The sequence below is a fragment of the Clostridium sp. D46t1_190503_E9 genome (assembly GCF_015555225.1).
Lineage (GTDB): Bacteria > Bacillota > Clostridia > Clostridiales > Clostridiaceae > Clostridium.
In genome coordinates, this window is sequence record NZ_JADNKB010000004.1 from 1 (window position 1) to 21,666 (window position 21,666).

The 21,666-nt window shown below is 27.2% G+C and carries 14 protein-coding genes; 10 read left to right on the top strand and 4 right to left on the bottom strand.

Annotated elements, in window-relative coordinates:
- Positions 1-396: 396 nt before the first annotated feature.
- The 3 genes from I2E83_RS05555 to I2E83_RS05565 all read right to left on the bottom strand — a co-directional run bounded on the left by I2E83_RS05555 (position 397) and on the right by I2E83_RS05565 (position 1,784).
- The gene (locus I2E83_RS05555) at positions 397-768 is read right to left on the bottom strand and encodes a hypothetical protein (protein ID WP_195428912.1); all 372 of its coding nucleotides are present in this window, start codon (positions 766-768) and stop codon (positions 397-399) included.
- Between the two features lie 154 nt (positions 769-922).
- Positions 923-1,369 carry an HIT family protein gene (locus I2E83_RS05560; RefSeq protein ID WP_195428913.1) on the bottom strand — a complete coding sequence of 149 codons (447 nt, stop codon included), beginning with the start codon at positions 1,367-1,369 and terminating at the stop codon, positions 923-925.
- A gap of 229 nt (positions 1,370-1,598) precedes the next feature.
- Entirely contained in the window at positions 1,599-1,784 is a 186-nt protein-coding gene (locus I2E83_RS05565) for a DUF6440 family protein (protein ID WP_195266836.1), read from the bottom strand.
- A gap of 269 nt (positions 1,785-2,053) precedes the next feature.
- On the opposite strand from I2E83_RS05565, the gene I2E83_RS05570 reads away from it, so the two are divergent.
- The 7 genes from I2E83_RS05570 to I2E83_RS05600 all read left to right on the top strand — a co-directional run bounded on the left by I2E83_RS05570 (position 2,054) and on the right by I2E83_RS05600 (position 17,234).
- On the top strand, positions 2,054-2,434 hold the full coding sequence (locus I2E83_RS05570; RefSeq protein WP_195428914.1) for a hypothetical protein: 381 nt from the start codon (positions 2,054-2,056) through the stop codon (positions 2,432-2,434).
- Between the two features lie 479 nt (positions 2,435-2,913).
- Entirely contained in the window at positions 2,914-11,553 is an 8,640-nt protein-coding gene (locus I2E83_RS05575) for a glucoamylase family protein (RefSeq protein ID WP_195428915.1), read from the top strand.
- A 422-nt stretch (positions 11,554-11,975) separates the two neighbouring features.
- The gene (locus I2E83_RS05580; RefSeq protein ID WP_195266833.1) at positions 11,976-12,428 is read left to right on the top strand and encodes a methylglyoxal synthase; all 453 of its coding nucleotides are present in this window, start codon (positions 11,976-11,978) and stop codon (positions 12,426-12,428) included.
- Positions 12,429-12,444: 16 nt separating this feature from the next.
- A complete protein-coding gene (locus I2E83_RS05585) occupies positions 12,445-13,017 on the top strand; it encodes a TetR/AcrR family transcriptional regulator (RefSeq protein ID WP_195266832.1) in 573 nt (190 codons plus the stop codon).
- Positions 13,018-13,188: 171 nt separating this feature from the next.
- Entirely contained in the window at positions 13,189-13,740 is a 552-nt protein-coding gene (locus I2E83_RS05590) for a sugar O-acetyltransferase (RefSeq protein ID WP_195428916.1), read from the top strand.
- 407 nt (positions 13,741-14,147) lie between these two features.
- Entirely contained in the window at positions 14,148-16,613 is a 2,466-nt protein-coding gene (locus tag I2E83_RS05595; RefSeq protein ID WP_195428917.1) for a YhgE/Pip domain-containing protein, read from the top strand.
- Between the two features lie 279 nt (positions 16,614-16,892).
- Positions 16,893-17,234 (top strand): cupin domain-containing protein, encoded by a 342-nt coding sequence (locus tag I2E83_RS05600; protein WP_195266829.1) that lies wholly within the window; start codon positions 16,893-16,895, stop codon positions 17,232-17,234.
- Between the two features lie 465 nt (positions 17,235-17,699).
- Here I2E83_RS05600 and I2E83_RS05605 read toward each other — a convergent pair whose 3' ends face one another.
- Positions 17,700-18,743 (bottom strand): IS1 family transposase, encoded by a 1,044-nt coding sequence (locus I2E83_RS05605; protein WP_195266828.1) that lies wholly within the window; start codon positions 18,741-18,743, stop codon positions 17,700-17,702.
- A gap of 344 nt (positions 18,744-19,087) precedes the next feature.
- Between I2E83_RS05605 and I2E83_RS05610 the strand changes: the two genes are divergently transcribed.
- The 3 genes from I2E83_RS05610 (at position 19,088) to I2E83_RS05620 (ending at position 21,605) form a co-directional block, all read left to right on the top strand.
- Positions 19,088-19,756, top strand: a complete 669-nt coding sequence (locus I2E83_RS05610) for a response regulator transcription factor (protein WP_195266827.1) — start codon at positions 19,088-19,090, stop codon at positions 19,754-19,756.
- A complete protein-coding gene (locus I2E83_RS05615) occupies positions 19,756-21,123 on the top strand; it encodes a HAMP domain-containing sensor histidine kinase (protein WP_195428918.1) in 1,368 nt (455 codons plus the stop codon). Before I2E83_RS05610 ends, I2E83_RS05615 begins: the two co-directional genes overlap by 1 nt.
- A gap of 158 nt (positions 21,124-21,281) precedes the next feature.
- Positions 21,282-21,605 carry a hypothetical protein gene (locus I2E83_RS05620; protein ID WP_195266825.1) on the top strand — a complete coding sequence of 108 codons (324 nt, stop codon included), beginning with the start codon at positions 21,282-21,284 and terminating at the stop codon, positions 21,603-21,605.
- Positions 21,606-21,666 lie beyond the last annotated feature (61 nt).

Sequence of the window (21,666 nt, forward strand, 5' to 3'; positions counted from 1 at the left end):
AACATAGTTAACAGACACAGTATTATAGAAAATGTTATTCGTTTTTTATAAACTATAGATTTCATATTATTAATCCCCTTATTAAATTCGTAATAAATTACAATTACTAATTAATATATATATTAATTTCATATAAAATAGAATAATACAAATCTTGGTGTTAAATTCATAAACTTCTTTCATAATTCAACGAAGATGAATTATGAAAGAAGTTATTCATTGTCCATTGTCAATTATCCATTGTAATTCAGCTCATCTGAATTGTTTCTGAAATTATTTTATTCCTCATTTTTATATATCAAGTTATGTTTTAAAATAATTTTGGTATTAAATTATAAAAAGCAGTCAATTAATTGGTCCCTTATAATTCTTAATGCATTAGGATTGCCAATTTATTTAAAATACTAAGTGTTTTTTTGTATCATATTCTTTATGTTGAATTGAAACATCTTTGAGCCATTCATTTACTTGTTCTTTATAGAAATATAATTTATTATCTACTATAAAATAAGGAAACATAATACCCATATAACTTCCGTTTGAGTTTAGCATATTTTTTTCTGTGCTAATTATTTCTTGAACTTCTTCAACTGTCATTTCAAGATAGTTGGCAACTTCAGATATAGTCATAACACTATTATCTGCAATTATCTTTTCTGTTTGTATATTAGTTATCCTTTGCATTGAATATCCTAAATAAATCAAACTTAATAGCATACAAAATGTAAGTATAATTATTGATATTGGTATTAATTTATTATTTTGCAAACTACATCCCACCCTTTAGTATAATTAATATATATTAATTATACATTAATTACAAATGTAAATTCCATAAAAAATAAAATAATACATATATTGGTGGAATATTTCTGAACTTCTTTCATAATTCAACGAAGGTGAATTATAACCTATTTAATTTTTATTTTAAAAGTAGACGAACAATTTCATTTTTAATTTTTTCTTTCAATTCTTTTCTTTGCTCCTCATCTGGTCTTGTGGATTCATCAAATAATTCCTCGTTTGATAATTGATATACAGAGCTAATTATAGGTGTATCACCTTTTACTCTCGGATATAAGTGCCAATGAATATGAGGACATCCATTTCCAAGCAATTCATAGTTCATCTTATCTGGTTTAAATATGTTAGAAATAGCCTCAGCTACTAGAGACATTTCTTCAAGATGTTTTATTTTAAAAGAATGTTCTAAGTTGTGTAATTCAGGACCATGCTCTTTACAATTAAAAACAGTATATCCCCTAAACCTTTGAAACCATCCTAAAACTACATACCCTGTTTCAAGTTCCATAATAAAATATGGGTCATCCTTAATGTTTTTTTGATTTTCACACATTTTACAGCTCATTTTATAACCCCCTACCGAAATATTAATTATATTCAATTCTACTTATTTAAAAGAGTTTTTTACTAAGTGTATCATTAATATCCTCAATCATGGATTTCCCAATAACTATCTTTAGTTTCTTTTATTAATATATAATCATAGTTTTTTTCTCATCTTTCTATTTGTACATCTATCAGCACAGGCTACTAAAAGTATAAGTAAATTATAGTACTATTAATAAAATTGAAATTTATTTATTAATTACTACTTTACCATCTGAATCTAATAATGGTGTCATTCCATTCATACCAGTTCCAACAGTAGTCAAGTAATTAACTCCTGTTATAGTATCTACGACGATGTATATTGCTCCAAATCCCAAGGATTGTTCCTCTTTAATAATAAATCGCTTTTCTTTTTTTTCTTTTCCAAACATTACAATGCCTCCTTAAAATTCTAATTTATCAATTAGTTTAAAAATAAAACTACTAGACTTATAATACAAATTCTCATTAATATATATTCTAATTATATATTAATTGCAGTTATAAATTACATAAAAAATAAAATTATATAAATAATGGTATAATAATTATGAACACATTCATCAATTTTTTTATTCCTTAATTTCTTAAATATTTCATTGAAAATAAATTGATTGGAAATTTATTACAATACATAATTTTTTTAAGAGGGAGCGGGAATATGATAAAAAGGAATTTAGGTTTATCAATAATAATTGGGATAATTTTATTCATGATGACAGGATGTATAGTAAGAAACCAAAGTTCAGCACATAATACTATTAAAGAAGGTATTGAGATAAGTGATATTTATACTTATAACGTTGAAGAAGATTTTAAGGGGATAAAATTAGAGATAAATTTAATCATTACTAAAGGCAATGTTAAATTTGAACTTAAAAACCCAAATGGAAATATACAATGGAGTGAGGAAGTTACATCTGATAAAGCTTTAAAAGAAACAAAAAGATTTGATAAGGTAGTAGGGGAATGGACACTAATATTTGAAAATATTGATAACACAGGTGAAGGAGAATTCGATTTGCAATTTATTAGACTGTAAAAATGAAAAATTGACAATTGATAATTAAGGAATAAACTCTTGCGAAGTTTAGGAAATTAATATTTTTTATAAATTGAGAATTAAACATAATGATATGTATTAATGAGATTAATTCTTCAATTGAAAATTTTAATTGTCAAAGATAGTTGGCGAAGATAAATAGAATATGTGAAATAAGCATATAGCGAGTAATTAGAAGTACTTGGTGAAGGAAGAACTGCTAGGCCTTAGTGTTGTTGGTTTGTTTGAGCGTAGCGAGTTAACCAAAACTCTTGGCATAGTAGTTTTTCCGAGCCTAGTACTTCTTTGCTAAGCTATTTAGCTTATGGAACATATCTATTTATCTTCGCCTTTATATTAGCAATTTCACTTTTTCACTCTTTTATTTCTTTTTGAGTAAAATTCTTCAATATTGTAAATAATAAACCTATCCTATTTTTAAAATACTTTAAACTATGAGTAATGAGAGGAGTAAGTTTATGAAGGATGAGATTTTAAACAGTAGTAGAAGAACTGTGCTCACAGAGTTAAATGAAGCATTCAAGGGAATTGTCCATAACCATAGATATTTAAATAAACTTGTTAAACACGGGGAGGATGTTATTTCTTCTGCTGAATGGTTGCTTGATAATATATATTTAATAGAAAAGGAATATAAGACAATTAAGTTTAATTTGCCAATTAATTATTTTAATAATCTTCCTATTAGCGATATTGATGGGATTAATTATCCAAGAATTTATGCTTTGGCTAAGAATTATATAGGAAAGAGTCAAAATATAATTGAAGAAAATGAGCTTATAAAGTTTATAAATGAGCAGAGTGAAATATTTACAATAGGGGAGTTATGGGCATTTCCATTAATGCTTAGAGTTGCACTTATAATTAATTTAGGAGTTATAACTAATGATATGGTAGTTCTTCAAAAGCAACGTTTAGGAGCTAAGGATTTAGCTAATACAGTTATAGACTCATATAGTAATAGAAAGATAGATATATTGCTTTCTAAATTAGAAGATAAGTATCCATTAAGGAATAATAAAATAGATAAAGGCGAAGAATCAAATACTAATTATATGGGAGACGATGAAAGTCTTCATGATGGATTATTTTCTCCAGAATTTATAGATAAGTTTTTCAGTATATTAAGAGACAATTCAGTAGAAGATGAGAGAATATATAAGTTTGCGCTAGATAGATTAAAGGAAAAGGAAAATACAAGCTTTGAAAAGGAAATATTAAAGGACCATATAAGAGAAGGAAATATAGCAACATCTATAGGGATAACTATAAATTCTTTAAGAGTAATGGATTCTATTAATTGGAAGAGGTTTTTCTCTGAAACATCAATTATAGAAAAGATATTAAAACAAGATCCGGCAAATGTTTATAATGATATGGATTTTGAAACAAAAGATTATTATAGGCACAAGATAGAAGAAATATCTAGAAAGACTAATATAAAAGAAATAGAATTGGTTAAAACTGCATTAGAGCTTGGTAGCTTACATTTAGAAAGCAAAGATTCATATAAGAGGCATATAGGCTATTACCTAGTAGATGATGGAATAGAAGATCTCTTAAAGAGATTTAATATAAATAAGAATATAGATAAGAGAATGTCAAAGGCAACTTATTTATCAACCATATTTTTAGGAACAATATTAATAGATTTAGTAGTAATACTTTTAACATATTTAATACCATTGAATTTTAGTATAGGTCAATATTTTTTAGCATTCATTTTAATGATAGTTCCATCTAGTGAAGTAGTGATATCATTACTAAATTGGTTTATAGCAAAAGTAACACCTGTTAGCTTTATACCTAAGATGGATTATTCAGATGGTGTACCTGATAGTGAAAGAACTATTGTAGTGATACCTGCAATATTAAGTAATAGCAAAAGTGTAATTGAGTTATTAAAGAAATTAGAGGTATATTACTTAGCAAATAGAGATAAAAATATATTCTTCGCATTACTAGGAGATTTAAGTGATAGTGAGAATGAAAATGAAGCACAAGATAAAGTTATAAATGATGAAGGCATAAGATTTGTAAATAAATTAAATAAAAAATATGTAAAAGATGAAGAAGCTAGATTTTTCTTTTTAAATAGAAAGAGATTATACAATGACTCAGAGGGAGTTTACATGGGCTATGAAAGAAAAAGAGGAAAGCTCATGGAGTTTATGGCATTAATTAGAGGAAATGAAAAAACTACTTATAATATAATAAGTAGCAATATAGAATCATTAAAAAGTGCAAAATATATAATTACATTAGATAGTGATACATTTTTACCTATAGGAAGTGCAAAGAAGCTTATAGGGGCTATGGGGCATATATTAAATACTCCATATATAGAAAATGAAGTTGTAGTTAGAGGATATGGTATAATGCAACCTAAAGTTGGTGTAAATTTAGAAGATAAGCATAAAACATATTTCTCAGAGATTTTTGCTGGAGATGCAGGAGTAGATGCTTATTCGACAGCTTCATCAGATACGTATCAAGACTTATTTGGAGAAGGTATATTTACGGGAAAAGGCATTATAGAAATAGATACTTTTTATAATATCTTAAAAGATGAAATACCAGAAAATAGAGTTTTATCACATGACTTAATTGAAGGAGTACTAACAAGATGTGCATTAGTAACAGATGTTGAAGTTATTGATGGATATCCATCAAGTTATTTAGCTAGTGCTTTAAGACTTCATAGATGGGTAAGAGGAGACTGGCAAATAGCAAGCTTTGCTTTTTCAAGGAAGATATCAACAATATCTAAATGGAAGATTATCGATAACCTTAGAAGGAGTTTACTTGCACCAAGTTTATTATTAGCACTTATTGGAGTATTAACAGTATTAAATGGAGCAGTTCAAGTAGCAGTGTTGCTATTTTTAGCTTTAATAACTCCATTAGTATTTACTGTAACTGATTTCGTTGTAACACCTAAAAATAAACTGATGGGAACATTTAAAACTTTAAAACAAATAATATTGATATTAAGCTTTATTCCATATCAAGCTTGGCTAATGCTTGATGCTATATTAAGAACAATTTATAGATTAGTTATATCTAAAAAGAATTTGCTTCAATGGAAAACTGCCGATAAAGTTGAGAAATCAGTTAAAAATACTTATATGTGGTATTATCAAAAAATGTGGATATCAATAGGAATAGCTTTAGTAGTATTACTACTTAGTTTAGATAATTCCATAGAAATTTTAATAGCCACATTGTTAATATCTATTCTTTGGGCTTTAGCACCTGCAATAGCATGTAAGATATCAAAAGAAGAAGTAGTTATAAGAGAAAGATTAGATATAGAGGATGAGGAGTTCTTAAGAGAAAGTAGTAGAAGAATATGGGCATATTATGAAGATTTTGTTAATGAAGAAAATAACTATTTAGCTCCAGATAACTTTCAAGAAAAGCCTTTTAAAGGAGTTGCCCATAGAACATCTCCAACTAATATTGGTATGGGACTAATTACTAATTTAACTGCTTATGATTTTGGATATATATCAATAGGAGAAGTTATTTATAGATTAGAATCAATATTAGATGGAATGAGGGGATTAGAAAAGTATAATGGTCATTATTTAAATTGGTATGATACCAAAACAAAAGAAGCACTATGGCCAAGATATGTATCAACAGTAGATAGTGGAAATCTTTTAGGATACTTGTGGATAATTAAAGAAACTATAAAAAGTTTTAGTAAAGAGCCAATAATAAGAGAAAAAGAAGTTTCAGCAATAAAGGATACATATGACTTAATTAGGAAAGATGAAAAAGAAGAGTTTTATGATGGATTACCTGACATTATAGATATAAAAGAATATAAAAATATACTGGTAGATGAGTTAAAAAGGATAAATGCTAAATTAGAAAAGAATGAAAAAAATGATGAAAAATCTAAAAAAGAATACTATTGGATAAAGAAATTAAAAAGAGAAATAGAAACAAAGATAGATTTTTATGATTTTATATTTGATGGTATAGAAAAAATAGTAATAGATTTATTTAAGAGTTACAAGGCTCCAAGTTTATTGCAACTTATAGATTTATTAGAAGATATAAAGAATGCTTCAGGCGAAGAGTTTAAGGAAATATTAAATAAAAAGGTAAGTAAGCTAAAGGAGTTTGATGAAAGGATTAAATTTTTATCATCTGAGATAGATAGCATTATGAAAGATATGAACTTTAAATTCTTATATAACGAAAATAGAGGCCTGTTTGCAATAGGATATAATGTTGAAGAAAAATCACTAGGAAATTCTTATTATGATTTAATGGCATCAGAAGCTAGAATTGCATCATTTTTAGCAATAGCAAGAGGTGAAGTGCCTAAGTCACATTGGTATAACTTAAGTAGGAATATGACAAAGGTCTTTGGTCAAAAGAGTTTAGTTTCTTGGAGTGGTACTATGTTTGAATATTTTATGCCATTCCAAATAATGAAGGATTTTAAAAATACTATATGGGATTTAACTTATTCTTCAGTTGTAAATGCGCAAAAGATATATGGCGAAAAGAAGAATATCCCATGGGGAATATCAGAATCTGCTTATTATGAATTTGATGTTGCTCAAAATTATCAATATAAAGCCTTTGGTGTACCTGGAATAGGTTTAAAGAGGGGCCTTGAACAAGAAGTTGTAGTATCTCCTTATTCATCTATAATGACACTTCCATATGATAAAAAGGGATCAATAGAAAATCTTAGAAGATTATATGATAATAAAGCTTATGGAAGATATGGATTTATCGAAGCAATAGATTATAGTGAAGAAAAAGCTAAGGATGAAGCTAAGGAAGTTAGATGTTATATGGTTCACCATTTAGGGATGTCTCTTTTAGCTCTAGATAATGTTATAAATAACAATATACTAAAAGAAAGATTTCATAGTATTCCAGAAATAAAGGCAGTAGAGCTTTTATTAAAAGAAAAGATTCCTCAAAATATAACATTTGAAAGAGAAGTTGATATAAGTAGTGTTAATAATAAAAAATTAGAAAAAGAAGATTTTATTCCAAGATTATTTAGAGGAAGCAGAAGAGAAAATCCAGAAGTCTTACTATTATCAAATGGAAGTTATTCTACGATGATTACTGATAGTGGTAGTGGGTATTCTAAAAAAGATGGTATGACCGTTTATAGATGGAAGGGTGATAGCACGTCCGATTCAAGCGGAATGTTCTTTTATATAAAGAATTTAAATTCAAATGACTATTGGAGTGCTACTTATGAGCCATGCAAGGAAGATAATGATGATTATGTAGTGGAATTTACCCTTGATAAAGCCAAATACGAAAGAATAGATGGAAATATAAAAACTAATTATGAAGTTACAGTAGCTTGTGAGGATAACTTGGAAGTAAGAAAATTATCTTTAAAAAATACAGGCGAAAAACTAAGAACTTTAGAAATAACAAGTTATCTAGAAGTAACATTACAATCTTTTGAAGCTGATGCAGTACATCCAAGCTTTTCTAATTTATTTATAAGTACTGAATATGATGAAGAAACTAAAAGCTTAATAGGTAATAGAAGACCAAGAGCTGAAGGTGCAGTTACTCATTATATATTCCATACTATAGCTACTAATTTTGAGTTAGATGGTGATTTAACTTATGAAACATCAAGACTAAACTTTATAGGAAGAAATAGAAGCTTAAAATCACCAGAAGTTATGGATAATGATGCTCCACTTCAAAACACAGTTGGAACAGTACTAGATCCTATAATGAGTATGAGAAGTAGGATTACTTTGAGCCCTGGAGAAGAAAAGCAAATTTACTATTTAACAGGAGTTGGAGAATCTAAAGAAGAGGTATTAGAGCTTATTAAAAGATATAAAGAAGTTCCAATGATAGAAAAGAGTGCAGATGCTTTTAATTATTCTAATCAATTAGAACTTAAGCATATAGGAATTAGATCAGCACAAGCAAATATATATCAAAGCTTAGCTTCTTATATCTTATATCTACATAGTGGTAGAAAAAATAGAGAAGATTATATAAGAAATATAAGTATGAATCAAGAAAACTTGTGGGCTTATGGAATATCAGGAGATTTACCTATTATTTTATTAGCTATTGAAGGTGAAGATGATATAGATCTATTAAGGCAAGTTATAAACATGCATTATTATTTCAAGAACAAGGGAATAAAGTCAGATTTAATAATTTACAATGAAGAAGAAATATCATATGAAGAGCCACTTCAAAAAAATATTATATCAACAGTTAAAAATTCTGTTGAAAGAGAAAATATAAATAAATCAGGTGGTATTTTCATTCATAATAAGTCAACTATGGGAGATGATATTAGAGACTTTATTATTGGTATTTCTAAACTATATATTAATTCACAAGAAGGAACTTTAGCTAATCAATTAGTAGAAGCTGTAAATTATAATATTGATGAATACAAAAATAATGAAGATATAGCTCCTATTAATAGAATAAAGGTAAATATAAATGAAAGTGATTATGTAAAGAACTTTGTGGATAAAGAAATAAATAAGAATGAACACTTAGAAAATATCTTAGAAAAGAATAAATTTAATAACTTAAATGAAGAAAAGCTAGAAAAATCATTAAGTCGAGAGGAGTACGATGAATTTAATGAATTTAATGACTTTAATGATTTTAATAAAGAAAAAGAGTATAAATTAGAAGAAGTAAGGAAAACTGAATTTGGAAATGAACATTTAAATGTTGGTGATTTAGAGTTCTTTAATGGATATGGAGGTTTTGATAAATCTGATAAAAGTTATGTTATAAGGCTTAAAGACTATGAAAATACTCCAGCACCATGGATAAATGTAGTTTCTAATAAGGATTTTGGATTCCATATTTCCGAGGTGGGTTCAACTTATACCTGGTGTGGAAACAGTAGGGAAAATAAAATAACGCCTTGGAGCAATGACTGGGTAATAGATCCAACAGGTGAAGCTTTATATATAAGAGATAATAATAGCGGAGCATATTTTACAATAACCCCTATGCCAATAAGGGATGGTGGAGAATATATTATAAAACATAGTTTTGGATTCTCTACATTCAAACATACTGCATATAACATAAGAGGTGAAATGAAAGTATTTTGCCCTCAAGATGAAAAGTTGAAATTATGTAAAGTATCCCTTAAGAATTTATCAAATGTAGATAAAAGTATATCATTGTTTTACTATGCTCAGTTAGTACTTGGTGTATATAATTATGGAAGTGCTAAATATATAAGCACCCATGTCCAAGGCCAATATATATATGGCCAAAATCCTTATTCAAAATATTTTGGTAAACTAAAAGCTTATTTGTCTATAAATGGTGAAGATAATCAAAGCTTTACCGGTGATAGAAAGAGTTTCTTAGGAGTTGGAGAAGAGTTAGGTAGTCCAGAAGCATTACTGAAAAATAAATTGAATAATGTATCTGGTAGTATCTATGATCCTTGTTTAGCAGCCTCATTAGATATAGATTTAAAAGCTGGTGAAGAAAAAGAACTTGTAATAATATTTGGTGAAGAAGAAAATGAAAAATTAATACAAGAAAAAATAAATAAATATAGCAATATAAAGAATGTTGATGAAGAACTAGAAAAAGTGAAAGAATATTGGTCAAATTTCCTGGGAAATATACAAGTAAAGACACCAGATGCATCTATGGATTATATGTTAAATGGATGGCTTATGTATCAAACTTTAAGTTGTCGATATTTATCAAGAACAGCTTTTTATCAAAGTGGTGGGGCATATGGATTTAGAGATCAACTGCAAGATTCTATGTCTATAGGTATATTAAATCCAACTATAACAAGAGAACAGATTTTAAGAAGTGCATCAAGACAATATCTTGAAGGAGATGTTCAACATTGGTGGCATCCAGTAATTAACTCAGGTATAAGAACTAGATTTTCAGATGATTTATTATGGTTACCTTATGTAACTATTGAATATATAAAATCTACAGGTGATTATAGTATTTTAGATGAAGAGGCTCCTTATCTAGAAGATGAACCATTAAGAAATGGAGAAGATGAAAGATATACTATAGTAAATCAATCAAATAAAAATGGAACTATATACGAACATTGCTTAAAAGCTATTGATAGAGGCTTAAAGTTTGGAGAGCATAATATTCCTCTTATGGGTAGTGGTGACTGGAATGATGGAATGAGTACTGTAGGAAACAAGGGAAAAGGAGAAAGTGTCTGGGTTGGATGGTTCTTATATAAGATATTAGATGGATTTAAAGAAATTTGTAAATATAAGAAAGATAATGAAAAGGAAGATGAATATAATACATTCCAAGAATTCATAATAGAAAACTTAGAAAAAAATGCTTGGGATGGAGGCTGGTATAGAAGAGCATACTTTGATAATGGTACGCCTCTAGGATCAAGAGAAAACGATGAATGCAAAATAGATTCTTTATCTCAAAGCTGGTCAATAATTTCAAATGCAGCAAAACTATCAAGAGCACAAGAAGCTATGGAAGCAGTTGATAAATATCTTGTAGATAAAGATAAAGGGCTTATAAAATTATTAGCACCACCATTTGATAAGTCTGCTTTAGAACCTGGATATATAAAAGGATATGTAGCAGGTGTTAGAGAAAACGGAGGCCAATATACACATGCAGCAGTATGGGTTATTTTAGCTTTAACTAAGCTTGGTTTAGGAGATAAGGCTTGGAAGTATTATAACATGATAAATCCTATAAACCATTCTAATACAGAACTTGAAGCAAGAAATTACAAAGTAGAGCCTTATGTAATGGCAGCAGACGTATATATTAAAGAACCTCATGGTGGAAGAGGTGGTTGGAGCTGGTATACAGGAGCTTCAGGCTGGATGTATAAAGTAGGACTTGAAGATATATTAGGCTTAAAGAAAATAGAAGGAAAAGGCTATAAAATTGAACCATGTATCCCAGAAATGTGGAATGAATATGATATAAATATTAAAAATGATAAAGAAGATTATAAAATAAAAGTTAAACGTGGTGATAATAAAGGAATTATAATCAATGGAGAAAATACTAATAATGATATAATTCCAAGGGATAAAGGAAGCCTTAATATAGAAGTTATAATATAAAACTGTGTATATAAATTAGGATATTTGTGCATATAAATTAGGATATGATTGAAGTTAAAATACAAAAATAATTTAATAAATACGCATACACAATAATAATAAGATTTAGCCATATTACTGAAAAAGCCAATATCAGTAATATGGCATTTTTTATAAATTGCTTTTTACTCCTAACTTTTCAGCAGATAAATTTGAGTAATAATATTAAAGAGAATAAGAATGAAAATTTAAAAAATCATAATAAATATAATTTAAAAAATCAGTAACATTGTAAATTAATAATTAGTTATGTATAATTTTAGTAATGGTAAATAAATAATTGTTAAAAATATATTTGATATGGTACTAATTTAAATATGTATATTATTAATCAAAAAATATATTAATTAAATTTGTGCATAGATAGAATTAGGGGGAGAAGTATGAGTGAATATAAAATGGGTGGTGCGAAAAAAATAGCACTTATAGCTCATGATAATAGAAAGTCAGCTTTAATTGAATGGGTAAACGAAAATAAGGAAATATTAAAAAAGCATACACTTTGTGGAACTGGTACAACAGCTAAGCTAATTAGCGAAAAAACTGGATTAAGTGTTCATGGATTTAAAAGTGGACCGATGGGAGGAGATCAACAAATTGGAGCTGCTATTGTAAATGGAGATATTGATATAATGATCTTCTTTTGGGATCCATTAACATCACAACCTCATGATCCAGATGTTAAGGCTTTGCTTAGAATAGCTGTATTATATGATGTAATAGTTGCAATGAGTAAATCTACAGCTGATTTTGTTTTAAGCTCTAATAAGCTTAATGAAGAGTACGAGAAAAATGTGATAGATTATTATGGGAGAATACGAAAAGATAATTTTTAAGAAGGTGGAGATCTTAATGAATAAAACTAAAAAAGCTATCTTTGAATCAGCTATAAAGGTTTTTTCAAATTATGGCTATACAGGAGCAACAATGGATGAAGTTGTAGCTAGAGCTGGTGTAGCAAAGGGTAGCTTATATTATCACTTTAAAAGTAAGGAAGAACTCTTTATGTTTATAATTAAAGAGGGAATAAACCTTATAAATGAAGAAATTGAGGAAGCAACAAAAGATATTAAAAATCCATATGAAATAATAAAAGTTTCAGCTAAAGTTCAACTTAAATATGTTTATGAAAATAAGGATTTATTTAAGGTAATAATCAGTCAACTTTGGGGAACTGGTGAAAGAAATAATATGCTAAGAGAAGAAATAAAGACTCTTATAAGCAAAAGTTCACTTAAGTTTAAAGCTGTAATGGATGGAGGATTTATAGAAAATGATGATCCAATATTATTAAGCTATGGATTAATAGGTGTATTAGTTTCTTCTGCACTTTATGAAATTATAAATGAAGGTCAATATGATCATGAAGAGATCGTGGAAAAATTTATGAGATACCTGGAATATGGAATTAATGTAAAAAGATAATGAAATCGTTATTTTCTAAATTTAAATATTAATCTAATAAATAACGAATATTTATAGAAAATTATATAAATATTTGTTACTTTATTAAGCTATAATAAATTAGCAGTACATAAATAAGGTTTTTGTTTATAAGAATAAGTAATAATAAAAAAATATTTAGGGAGAGAATATATGAGAGAAAAAGAAAAAATGCTTCAGGGGTTACCATATGATCCAAGCGATGAAGAATTAAAAAATGGGAGATTAAGAGCAAGAAAATTAACGAGACTATTTAATAATACTATAGAAACAGAACGAGATGAACGTAAAAAGATTTTAAAAGAACTTTTAGGGTCTACAGGAGAAAATTTATATATAGAACCTAATTTTAAATGTGATTATGGATATAATATACATGTTGGAGATGGCTTTTATGCTAATTTTGACTGCATAATGCTAGATGTATGTGAAATAAGAATAGGGAAAAATTGTTTTATTGCACCAGGAGTACATATTTATACAGCAACACATCCAATAAACCCAATAGAAAGATTAAAATATGAGTATGGAAAAAGTGTTACTATAGGAGATAATGTTTGGATTGGCGGACATTCAACAATAAATCCAGGAGTAACTATAGGAAACAATGTAGTAATAGCTTCAGGATCAGTAGTTACAAAAGATGTTCCAGATAATGTTGTAGTTGGTGGAAATCCAGCAAAGATAATTAAAAATGTAGAGTAATGGAGCTTAAAGATGTATCTTTAGTAATATTGATTTTGAATATTAGAAAATAATTCATGATCAACTCAAATAAATGAGAAGTAGGAAAAGTAATAAATAATTTAAATTATAAATATAAAAAGATTAGATTTATATTGAGAAGCATAAATCTAATCTTTTTATTTTTATTAAATAAAAGAGTATATGTTATATAGTATGACTTAAAATCAAATAAATTTAATAAATAAAATAGATAAAATAAATAAAATAGATGAAATAAATAATTTTCGATTATGTTCCAAAAATTAGTGAAAAAATATAAATATATTTTTAAAAATTATATTGACTACTCAGTACAAAAGTAGTATAAATATATCATATTGATTAACTGACTAATCAGTATAAAAAATTTAACAGAAGGTGATTGTATGAATTTCCTAAAGATTGCAGGGGAAGACATCAAGAGCATATTTAAAAACAGATTCATACGAGTATCGATAATTGCAATTATTGTAGTACCGCTATTATATTCATTATTATACTTATATGCATTCTGGGACCCATATGCAAAACTTGAAGATGTTCACATTGCAGTAGTAAATAAAGACGAAGGGACTATCTTAGATGGTGCCAAAGTAAACTATGGTAAAGATGTTGAAGATGAACTTAGGAATAATAAGGAGATTGGATGGGAAATAGCCTCTGAAGAAGAAGCCAATAAGGGTTTAGAGGGAAAAGAGTACTATGCAAAAGTAGTAATTCCAGAAGATTTTTCATCAAAAATAATATCAGCCAAAGAAGGAGAACCACAAGTAGCAAAAGTTGATTTTATATCAAATGATAAGAAAAACTTTTTAGCATCACAAATAAACTCAAAAGTAGAGGCTGAACTTAAAGCTAAGATTACTAAAAAAATATCTAGTAATTATGTAGAAGTAGCATTTGATAGTTTATATGAAGCTAAAGACGGATTAACTCAAGCTGCTGATGGAAGTAAACAAATTTATGATGGTCTAAGCACAATGAATGAAAAAGTACCAGAATTAGTTGATGGAGCCAATAAACTAGGTGATGGATCAGATCAATTATTAGATGGACAAGTAGCGCTAAATGATGGTATAGGAACACTAATAGGTGGAGCTAAAGCTTTAAATTCAGGACTTGGACAAGTATATGAAAAAGTACCAACATTAAGTGATGGAGTAAATGCACTAGCAAAAGGAACAGGCGATTTAAAGTCAGGAATTTCTGAAGCTTCATCAGGAGCAAACCAATTAGCTGATGGAAGCAAAAATATATATAATGCATACACAGGAAAAATATATCCAGCTGTTGGCCAATTAAAAGCTGGAGCTAACCAGCTAAATGAAGGATTATCAGCAGGGCAAGAGGATATAGCTAAGTTATATGAAGGAACAAATCGAGTAATTGCTAGTTCAGATCCTTTAGTAGCAGGATATTCAGAAATAGAAACTGGAATAAACGAATTAATAAATGGAGTTTCAGACTCAGCAAGTGCAACAGCGATGATACAAAAAGCTCTAGAGAATGCAGTAAGTCCTTCTACTAGCGAAGAAGATAAGAATAAGTCAATACAGCAAGCACTACAAATTATAAATAAGATTCAAAGTGATTCACAAGAAAGCGCACCTAAGATTCAGAGACTTGCAGAAGGATCTAAGGCATTTGAAAAATCATTAAATTATTATGCACAAGGATCAAAAAACTTAGCAACAGGAACTAGTAGCTTAATTTCAAAAGTTGGAACTGTTAAAGAGGGAGTATCACAATTAAATGCAGGATTAAATGGTTTATATGCTAATTTAGATCCTAATACTAGTGAATTTGGAGTAGGATTAAAGGCTATCTCAGATAATATGGGAAATCTAAATACTGGATTAAATAAGTTAAATGTAGGAGCATCACAATTAAATGATGGTACTAGTGCTTTAAAATCTAATATTCCAACATTAGCATCAGGTATAACAGCACTTTACAATGGTTCAAATGAATTAGCAAATGGTTCTGTTAAACTTGCTGATGGTTCAAATCAATTAGTAAGTGGACAAAAAGCATTAAATGATGGTATATCACAATTAACATCAAGTGTTCCAGAGTTAAGTGATGGAGTTAAAAAGCTTCATGATGGAAGTAATGAATTAACAACTAAGCTAAACGAAGGTGCAGATAAGATGAAAGATGGTCTAGTAAATCCATCAGACACAATGGGAGAATTTGCATCAGAGCCAATTAATATGGCTTTTGATTCAATAAACAAGATTCCAAACTATGGAACAGGTTTTGCACCATACTTTATTCCACTTTCATTATGGATAGGTGCTATAATGATGTTCTTCGTAATACCATCTAAGGTAAAAGATGAAGAAAATTTATCTAAGTTTGATAGAGTAGTAGGAAAATATTTATCCTATGCATTTGTAGGTGTACTACAAGCTGTTCTTGTAAGTATAGTAGTACTAATGCTTGGATTAGAGACAAGTAACGTAGTTGCATATATAGGAACTAATATTTTCTTATCATTAGTTTTTGTTTCAATTATTCAATGTTTAATTTCACTATTAGGCGATGCTGGAAGATTATTAGGTATAGTTTTATTAATACTTCAACTTACTGCATGTGCAGGTACATTCCCATTAGAAGTAGTACCTAAATTCTTTAGAGTAATAAATCCATATATGCCATTTACTTATGCAGTTGAAGCTTTAAGAGAAGTTATTTCTGCAGATGTAATCAACTATAGCATAATAGGAAAAGATTTCTTAATTCTAGGAATAATACTAGTAGTATTTTTAGATATTTCCGTAGCATTAAAAAATGTTGGAGAAAAAATAGCAGAAAAGATAGAAGGAAGAAAATCAGAAGTAGTAGCTTAATATCACTATAATTAAAGATTAATTTAAAGATAAATAATTAATATAGAAAAGAGAAAAGATGCTCATAGGACATATTTATGTTATATGAGTATCTTTTTTATATTTGAGAATAGTATAGTTGATAATATTACAGGTTATATTTTTAAAGGATTATTATTATAGTGAATATTAGTATCATTATTAAATATTTATATAGAATAATATACTTCTGAAAAGTAATACTAAGGGTAAAGAGATTTCATAAATATTATTTAGCTTTAGAATTATGGAGGTTTTAGTATGGATATTAATAAACAACTTTTAAATGGAACAATAGAGCAATATAATGATATGGTGGTTCCGAAGATACCAGTATTTTCAGGAAATGATATAACTTCAGAAGTTTATTTTTTTAAGCCAGGTCAAGTTCTAAAAACACACAGACATCCAAATGGAGAACAAATATTTATATTTTTAAAAGGTGAAGGAAAAATAAAGGTTGGAGAAAATGAATTTGACGTTAGTGTAGGAAGTACAGTATTTATCCCTACAGGAGAATGGCATGAAATTACAAATGGGAATAAACAAAATATGACAGCAGTTCAAGTTACAAAAGTAGATGCAGGAGCAGAATATAAATAGTAAAAGAGAAGATAATTTAAAATATTAAATTTATTTGAAATCAGCAGAATTATACGTGAATTATATGTATAAAATTAAAAATTCTTATATAAAGAAGTGAAACATTATATAAACATATTTAGAAGTATTTATATGAAATAGAGTAATACATTTATTGCTCTATTTTTATTTTAAATAAAAAGTATATCATTTAAGTTTATGAATTAAATAATTAAATATAATAAGATTAAATTTATGAGTTGGATAACTAAATAATTTAATGACTATTATAAAAAACGTACTATTAGAAATATACCTGTTAATATAATAAGAATTTCACAAGCATATTGACATATATGTGTGGTTTAAATATTAACACTATTTATATGTGTTTTAACAAATTGTTGTTTCTATAAATTGAAGCTATAAGAATAATGATATAAAAATAAAATTTATGCTGGTATTAGTAATTGATTCAATAGTAAATTAATAATTACCAATACAAGTATATTGATATGATAATTTAAAAGTTGAAAAATCTTTAATTCTTAAATATATATTTTCATCATTTAGTTTCTTTAATAGTATAATTTGGTTGGAGTTTCCAAGAGAATAGTTAGATTTGTAGTCAAGAATGTACCAGCTTAAATAGTTTTCTAAATATTTTGTTGCAACCCCTTTAAACTTCTTAAGCCATCTATAAATATTAAAAGAGAAGCTATGGATATGAGGTAATTCAGCATAGGAAAAAGTATTTTTACTATTTAAATTCCCAAATTTAATTTCATTTAGGTTAATTTTATTTAATTTATCTAATTTTGTTTTAGGGATTGTAGAGTTATGCTTTTTAGCAAAGGCAACTAAACATCTATCTCCAGAGGTAGCTAAAAAAGCTGACTTATCTAGGTTAGGATAGAAGTTCTTTGATATCGATGCTAAAGAGATAGAATATCTGCATATTGCTTTAGATAAAATTGATTCATTATTATCCATGGCACAAATTATAAATATTTTTTCTCTATTAAAAGTTTTAGATTTTTTATTGCCTTTAAAATTTTCTTTTATCATTATTTTATTTGCTTCAACATAATCTTTTAAAATCTTAAAATTATTATTGGAAGATTCTGCAACAAGTATTTTGTGCCTCCAATAAAATGAGGTTGCAATATTTATTCCTAAAATATGAGAACAAGCTCTTATAGACATTCCACTATTCATAAGAGATAAATATTTCATCCATAATGTAATATTTTTCTTTGAATAACTAAAAGGTGAATTAGTTTTAGCAGAAAATGTTTTAGAACAGTTTATATTTTTACATTTGTATCTTTGAATATCTCTAAATTTTCCATGTTTAATAAATTTGCTATTTTGACAATAAGGACAAGATTTGATTTTTTTATCTTTAAATATATCTATTGTATTAAGATAATCTAAATGATCATTAATTGTTTTAAAAATATTTTTAATTGTATTTTCTTTTATAGGATCATTGCTATATTCTATGATAGTTTTATTTTTAGATTTCATTTTACTCATCCTTAATATTATTATTTTGGTATTGAAATAGAAGAGAATATTTTAAGAACATATAATATATATAGTACATATAATGTATATTTTAATTTTAGACAATTAAGTTATAGATTAATCAATGAGTATCTAATAATATTTAAAACAACACGTTTTTAAAACACATATGTATAGTATAAAATATTATGTATAGAGTAGAGTTAATTGAACAAATTCTTGCTATTAATATACAGTTTATTTTATAGTTTGAATAGTTAGATGTAGTTTTTAATGTATGCTATATTATTTATAAATAAATATTTAGGAATATAAGTACAGAAATATATTAATTTGGAGGATATATGAGAAAGATTTTAGTAGCAGAAGATGAGATGCAAATAAGTAAAGTTATGAAGTTATATCTTGAAAAGGGTGGATATGAGGTTACTGTGGCTAATGATGGTAAAGTAGCGGAGGACTTAATTGAAGATAGTACATATGATTTAGTCATATTAGATATAATGATGCCTAATAAGGATGGCTGGTATCTTTTAAAGAAAATTAAGTCCTTAAATAATAAAACACAAGTTATTATAACTAGTGCTAGAGGAGAAGAGGAAGATAGGATTTTTGGGTTTGAACTTGGTGCAGATGATTATATGGTAAAGCCTATTAGTATGAGAGAATTAGTTTTAAGAGTTGGATTAAGGATAAATAGTCCTAAAAATGAATATAAGAATGAAATTAGATTTGATAATTTGAGAATAGATGATAATAATAGAAGAGTTTTTGAAAAGGATAATGAGATTATTCTAACGCCTAAGGAATATGATTTACTAATGTTTTTAATTAAGAATAGGAATAGAGTTTTTACAAGAGAAGATTTAATAACTAGTGTTTGGGGGTATGATTTTTATGGAGATACTAGAACTGTAGATACGCATGTTAAAAAACTAAGAGAAAAGTTGGAGTTTTTTAGAAAAAATCTGAAGACTGTATGGAGGGTAGGCTATAGCCTTACTATAGAATAATGAATAAGATAAGTAAAAGAATAGTTAAGTATATGATATTAATGAATTTGGTAGTGACGATTATTGGATTGATTTTAACATCATTTATTTTACCAAAGATTTATATAAATAATGAGTATATTGATTTGGAAGAAGCCAGTGAATATGTTTTGGAAGCAGCAAAGAATAATACTGTTACAGATTTGGCGAATATATATGCTGTATTAATTAATAATGGAAAAGTTACGAATATGTGTAAAGCTGGTAAAGGACATGGGCATATGGGTCAGATGGGCATGATGGGACAAATGAATTATATAGATTACGAGAGTATAAAAGGTAGGCAGATTTTTAAGTCTAGTGATGGCAACACATATATAGGACTTAAAAGAAATTCTGGCTACGGTGATATAGTAGTTTATAAAAGCTATGAAGGAACAAAATCATTAATAAAAAGTGTTAATTTAATAATGATATCAATATTTATATTTTCATTAATTATATCCGCTTTTATAGCTATTTACCTTGGAGAAAAATTTACAAAGCCAATAATATCCTTACGAAAAAGAGCTAATGATATTTCTAAAGGAATATATGGTAGTAAATTTGAAATTAATACGAAAGATGAGATACAGGAATTAAATGACAGCATAGATAATATGGCTAAGGAACTTGAAGTCAAAGATAATATGCAAAAGGAGTTTATTGCAAATGTAAGTCATGATTTAAAAACACCATTAAGTGTAATTAGAGCTAACAGTGAGGTTATAAAGGATGAGTTAGTTTCTGGTAAGGAAGTTGTTGAATATGCATCTAGTATAATTAAAGAAGTTGATATATTAACAGATCTTGTAGGAGAAATATTGGTTTTAACAAAACTAAGAGATAATAAAAAAGTAATTAAGCCATTAGAGTATGAGATAAAGAATTTTGTAAAAGAAAGTTATGATAAGTTAAATAATTATTTAATTAAAGGCAATTATGATAATTATAGTTTACATCTTAAAATAGATAAAAATTTAGATGGTAAGAAGATTTTTGCTTCCATAGATAATAATTATTTATTTAGAGTAATATCTAATTTTTTTATTAATGCTATAAAACATTCTGAAGGTAAGAATAAAAATATAGTATTTGGGTTGAAGGAAGTAGATAAGAATATAGAAATATATATTAAGGATTATGGAAAGGGAATAGAACAAGAATCTATTAAGTATATTTGGGATAGATATTATAAAGGAAATGAAAGTGGGGGAATGGGGTTAGGATTAGCCATTTCTAAGGAAATAATATTAGCACATGAATTTAATTATAGAGTGGAAAGCCATATAGGGGAAGGAAGTAAATTTTCTTTTATTATTCCTAGAAATTTAATAAAAGAAAAATAAGTTTTCACAGATTCATCACAAATTAGTCATTAACTTATTAAAAATAAAAGTTATTATATTCTTAAAGATACTTAATAAATAAGGACAGTTAAAAAATACTTATTTATAAGAGTAATATTTATTTAATTAAGGAAATATTTATTGGAGGTATAATAACTATGAAAAAATTAATTTTATCATTATCAATAATAGGTGCTATTACAATTGGGACAGGGGCTATAGCTTTTGCAGCAGAGGAAGGTAGTGCAATAATAGATGCAGCAGGTGATCCAGCGATAAGTGAAACTGAAAATTCTAATATAGGCGAAGACTATAATATAAGTGATGATAATAATTATTCTAGCTGGGGAAATCAACATTGTCCTTATTATGGCGAGGGTTATCAAGGTCAAGGACAAGGAAATAGATATGGATTTAATTCAGAAAGTAGAGGAAGAGGAGCTTGGGGAAGAACTGGATCTATGATGGGATTTAGATATTAATCACAAGAATAATAAATGGATTATCTATAAATAACTAGTACTAAAAGTAATAATTTGTTAT

Excerpts from the sequence above, each read along its gene's own strand:
- I2E83_RS05610 (WP_195266827.1), top strand. The coding sequence starts at position 19,088 with ATGAGAAAGATTTTAGTAGCAGAAGATGAGATGCAAATAAGTAAAGTT.
- I2E83_RS05620 (WP_195266825.1), top strand. The coding sequence starts at position 21,282 with ATGAAAAAATTAATTTTATCATTATCAATAATAGGTGCTATTACAATT.
- I2E83_RS05560 (WP_195428913.1), bottom strand. The coding sequence starts at position 1,369 with ATGAGCTGTAAAATGTGTGAAAATCAAAAAAACATTAAGGATGACCCA.
- I2E83_RS05570 (WP_195428914.1), top strand. The coding sequence starts at position 2,054 with ATGATAAAAAGGAATTTAGGTTTATCAATAATAATTGGGATAATTTTA.
- I2E83_RS05590 (WP_195428916.1), top strand. The coding sequence starts at position 13,189 with ATGAGAGAAAAAGAAAAAATGCTTCAGGGGTTACCATATGATCCAAGC.
- I2E83_RS05580 (WP_195266833.1), top strand. The coding sequence starts at position 11,976 with ATGAGTGAATATAAAATGGGTGGTGCGAAAAAAATAGCACTTATAGCT.
- I2E83_RS05595 (WP_195428917.1), top strand. The coding sequence starts at position 14,148 with ATGAATTTCCTAAAGATTGCAGGGGAAGACATCAAGAGCATATTTAAA.
- I2E83_RS05565 (WP_195266836.1), bottom strand. The coding sequence starts at position 1,784 with ATGTTTGGAAAAGAAAAAAAAGAAAAGCGATTTATTATTAAAGAGGAA.
- I2E83_RS05575 (WP_195428915.1), top strand. The coding sequence starts at position 2,914 with ATGAAGGATGAGATTTTAAACAGTAGTAGAAGAACTGTGCTCACAGAG.
- I2E83_RS05600 (WP_195266829.1), top strand. The coding sequence starts at position 16,893 with ATGGATATTAATAAACAACTTTTAAATGGAACAATAGAGCAATATAAT.
- I2E83_RS05615 (WP_195428918.1), top strand. The coding sequence starts at position 19,756 with ATGAATAAGATAAGTAAAAGAATAGTTAAGTATATGATATTAATGAAT.
- I2E83_RS05585 (WP_195266832.1), top strand. The coding sequence starts at position 12,445 with ATGAATAAAACTAAAAAAGCTATCTTTGAATCAGCTATAAAGGTTTTT.
- I2E83_RS05605 (WP_195266828.1), bottom strand. The coding sequence starts at position 18,743 with ATGAAATCTAAAAATAAAACTATCATAGAATATAGCAATGATCCTATA.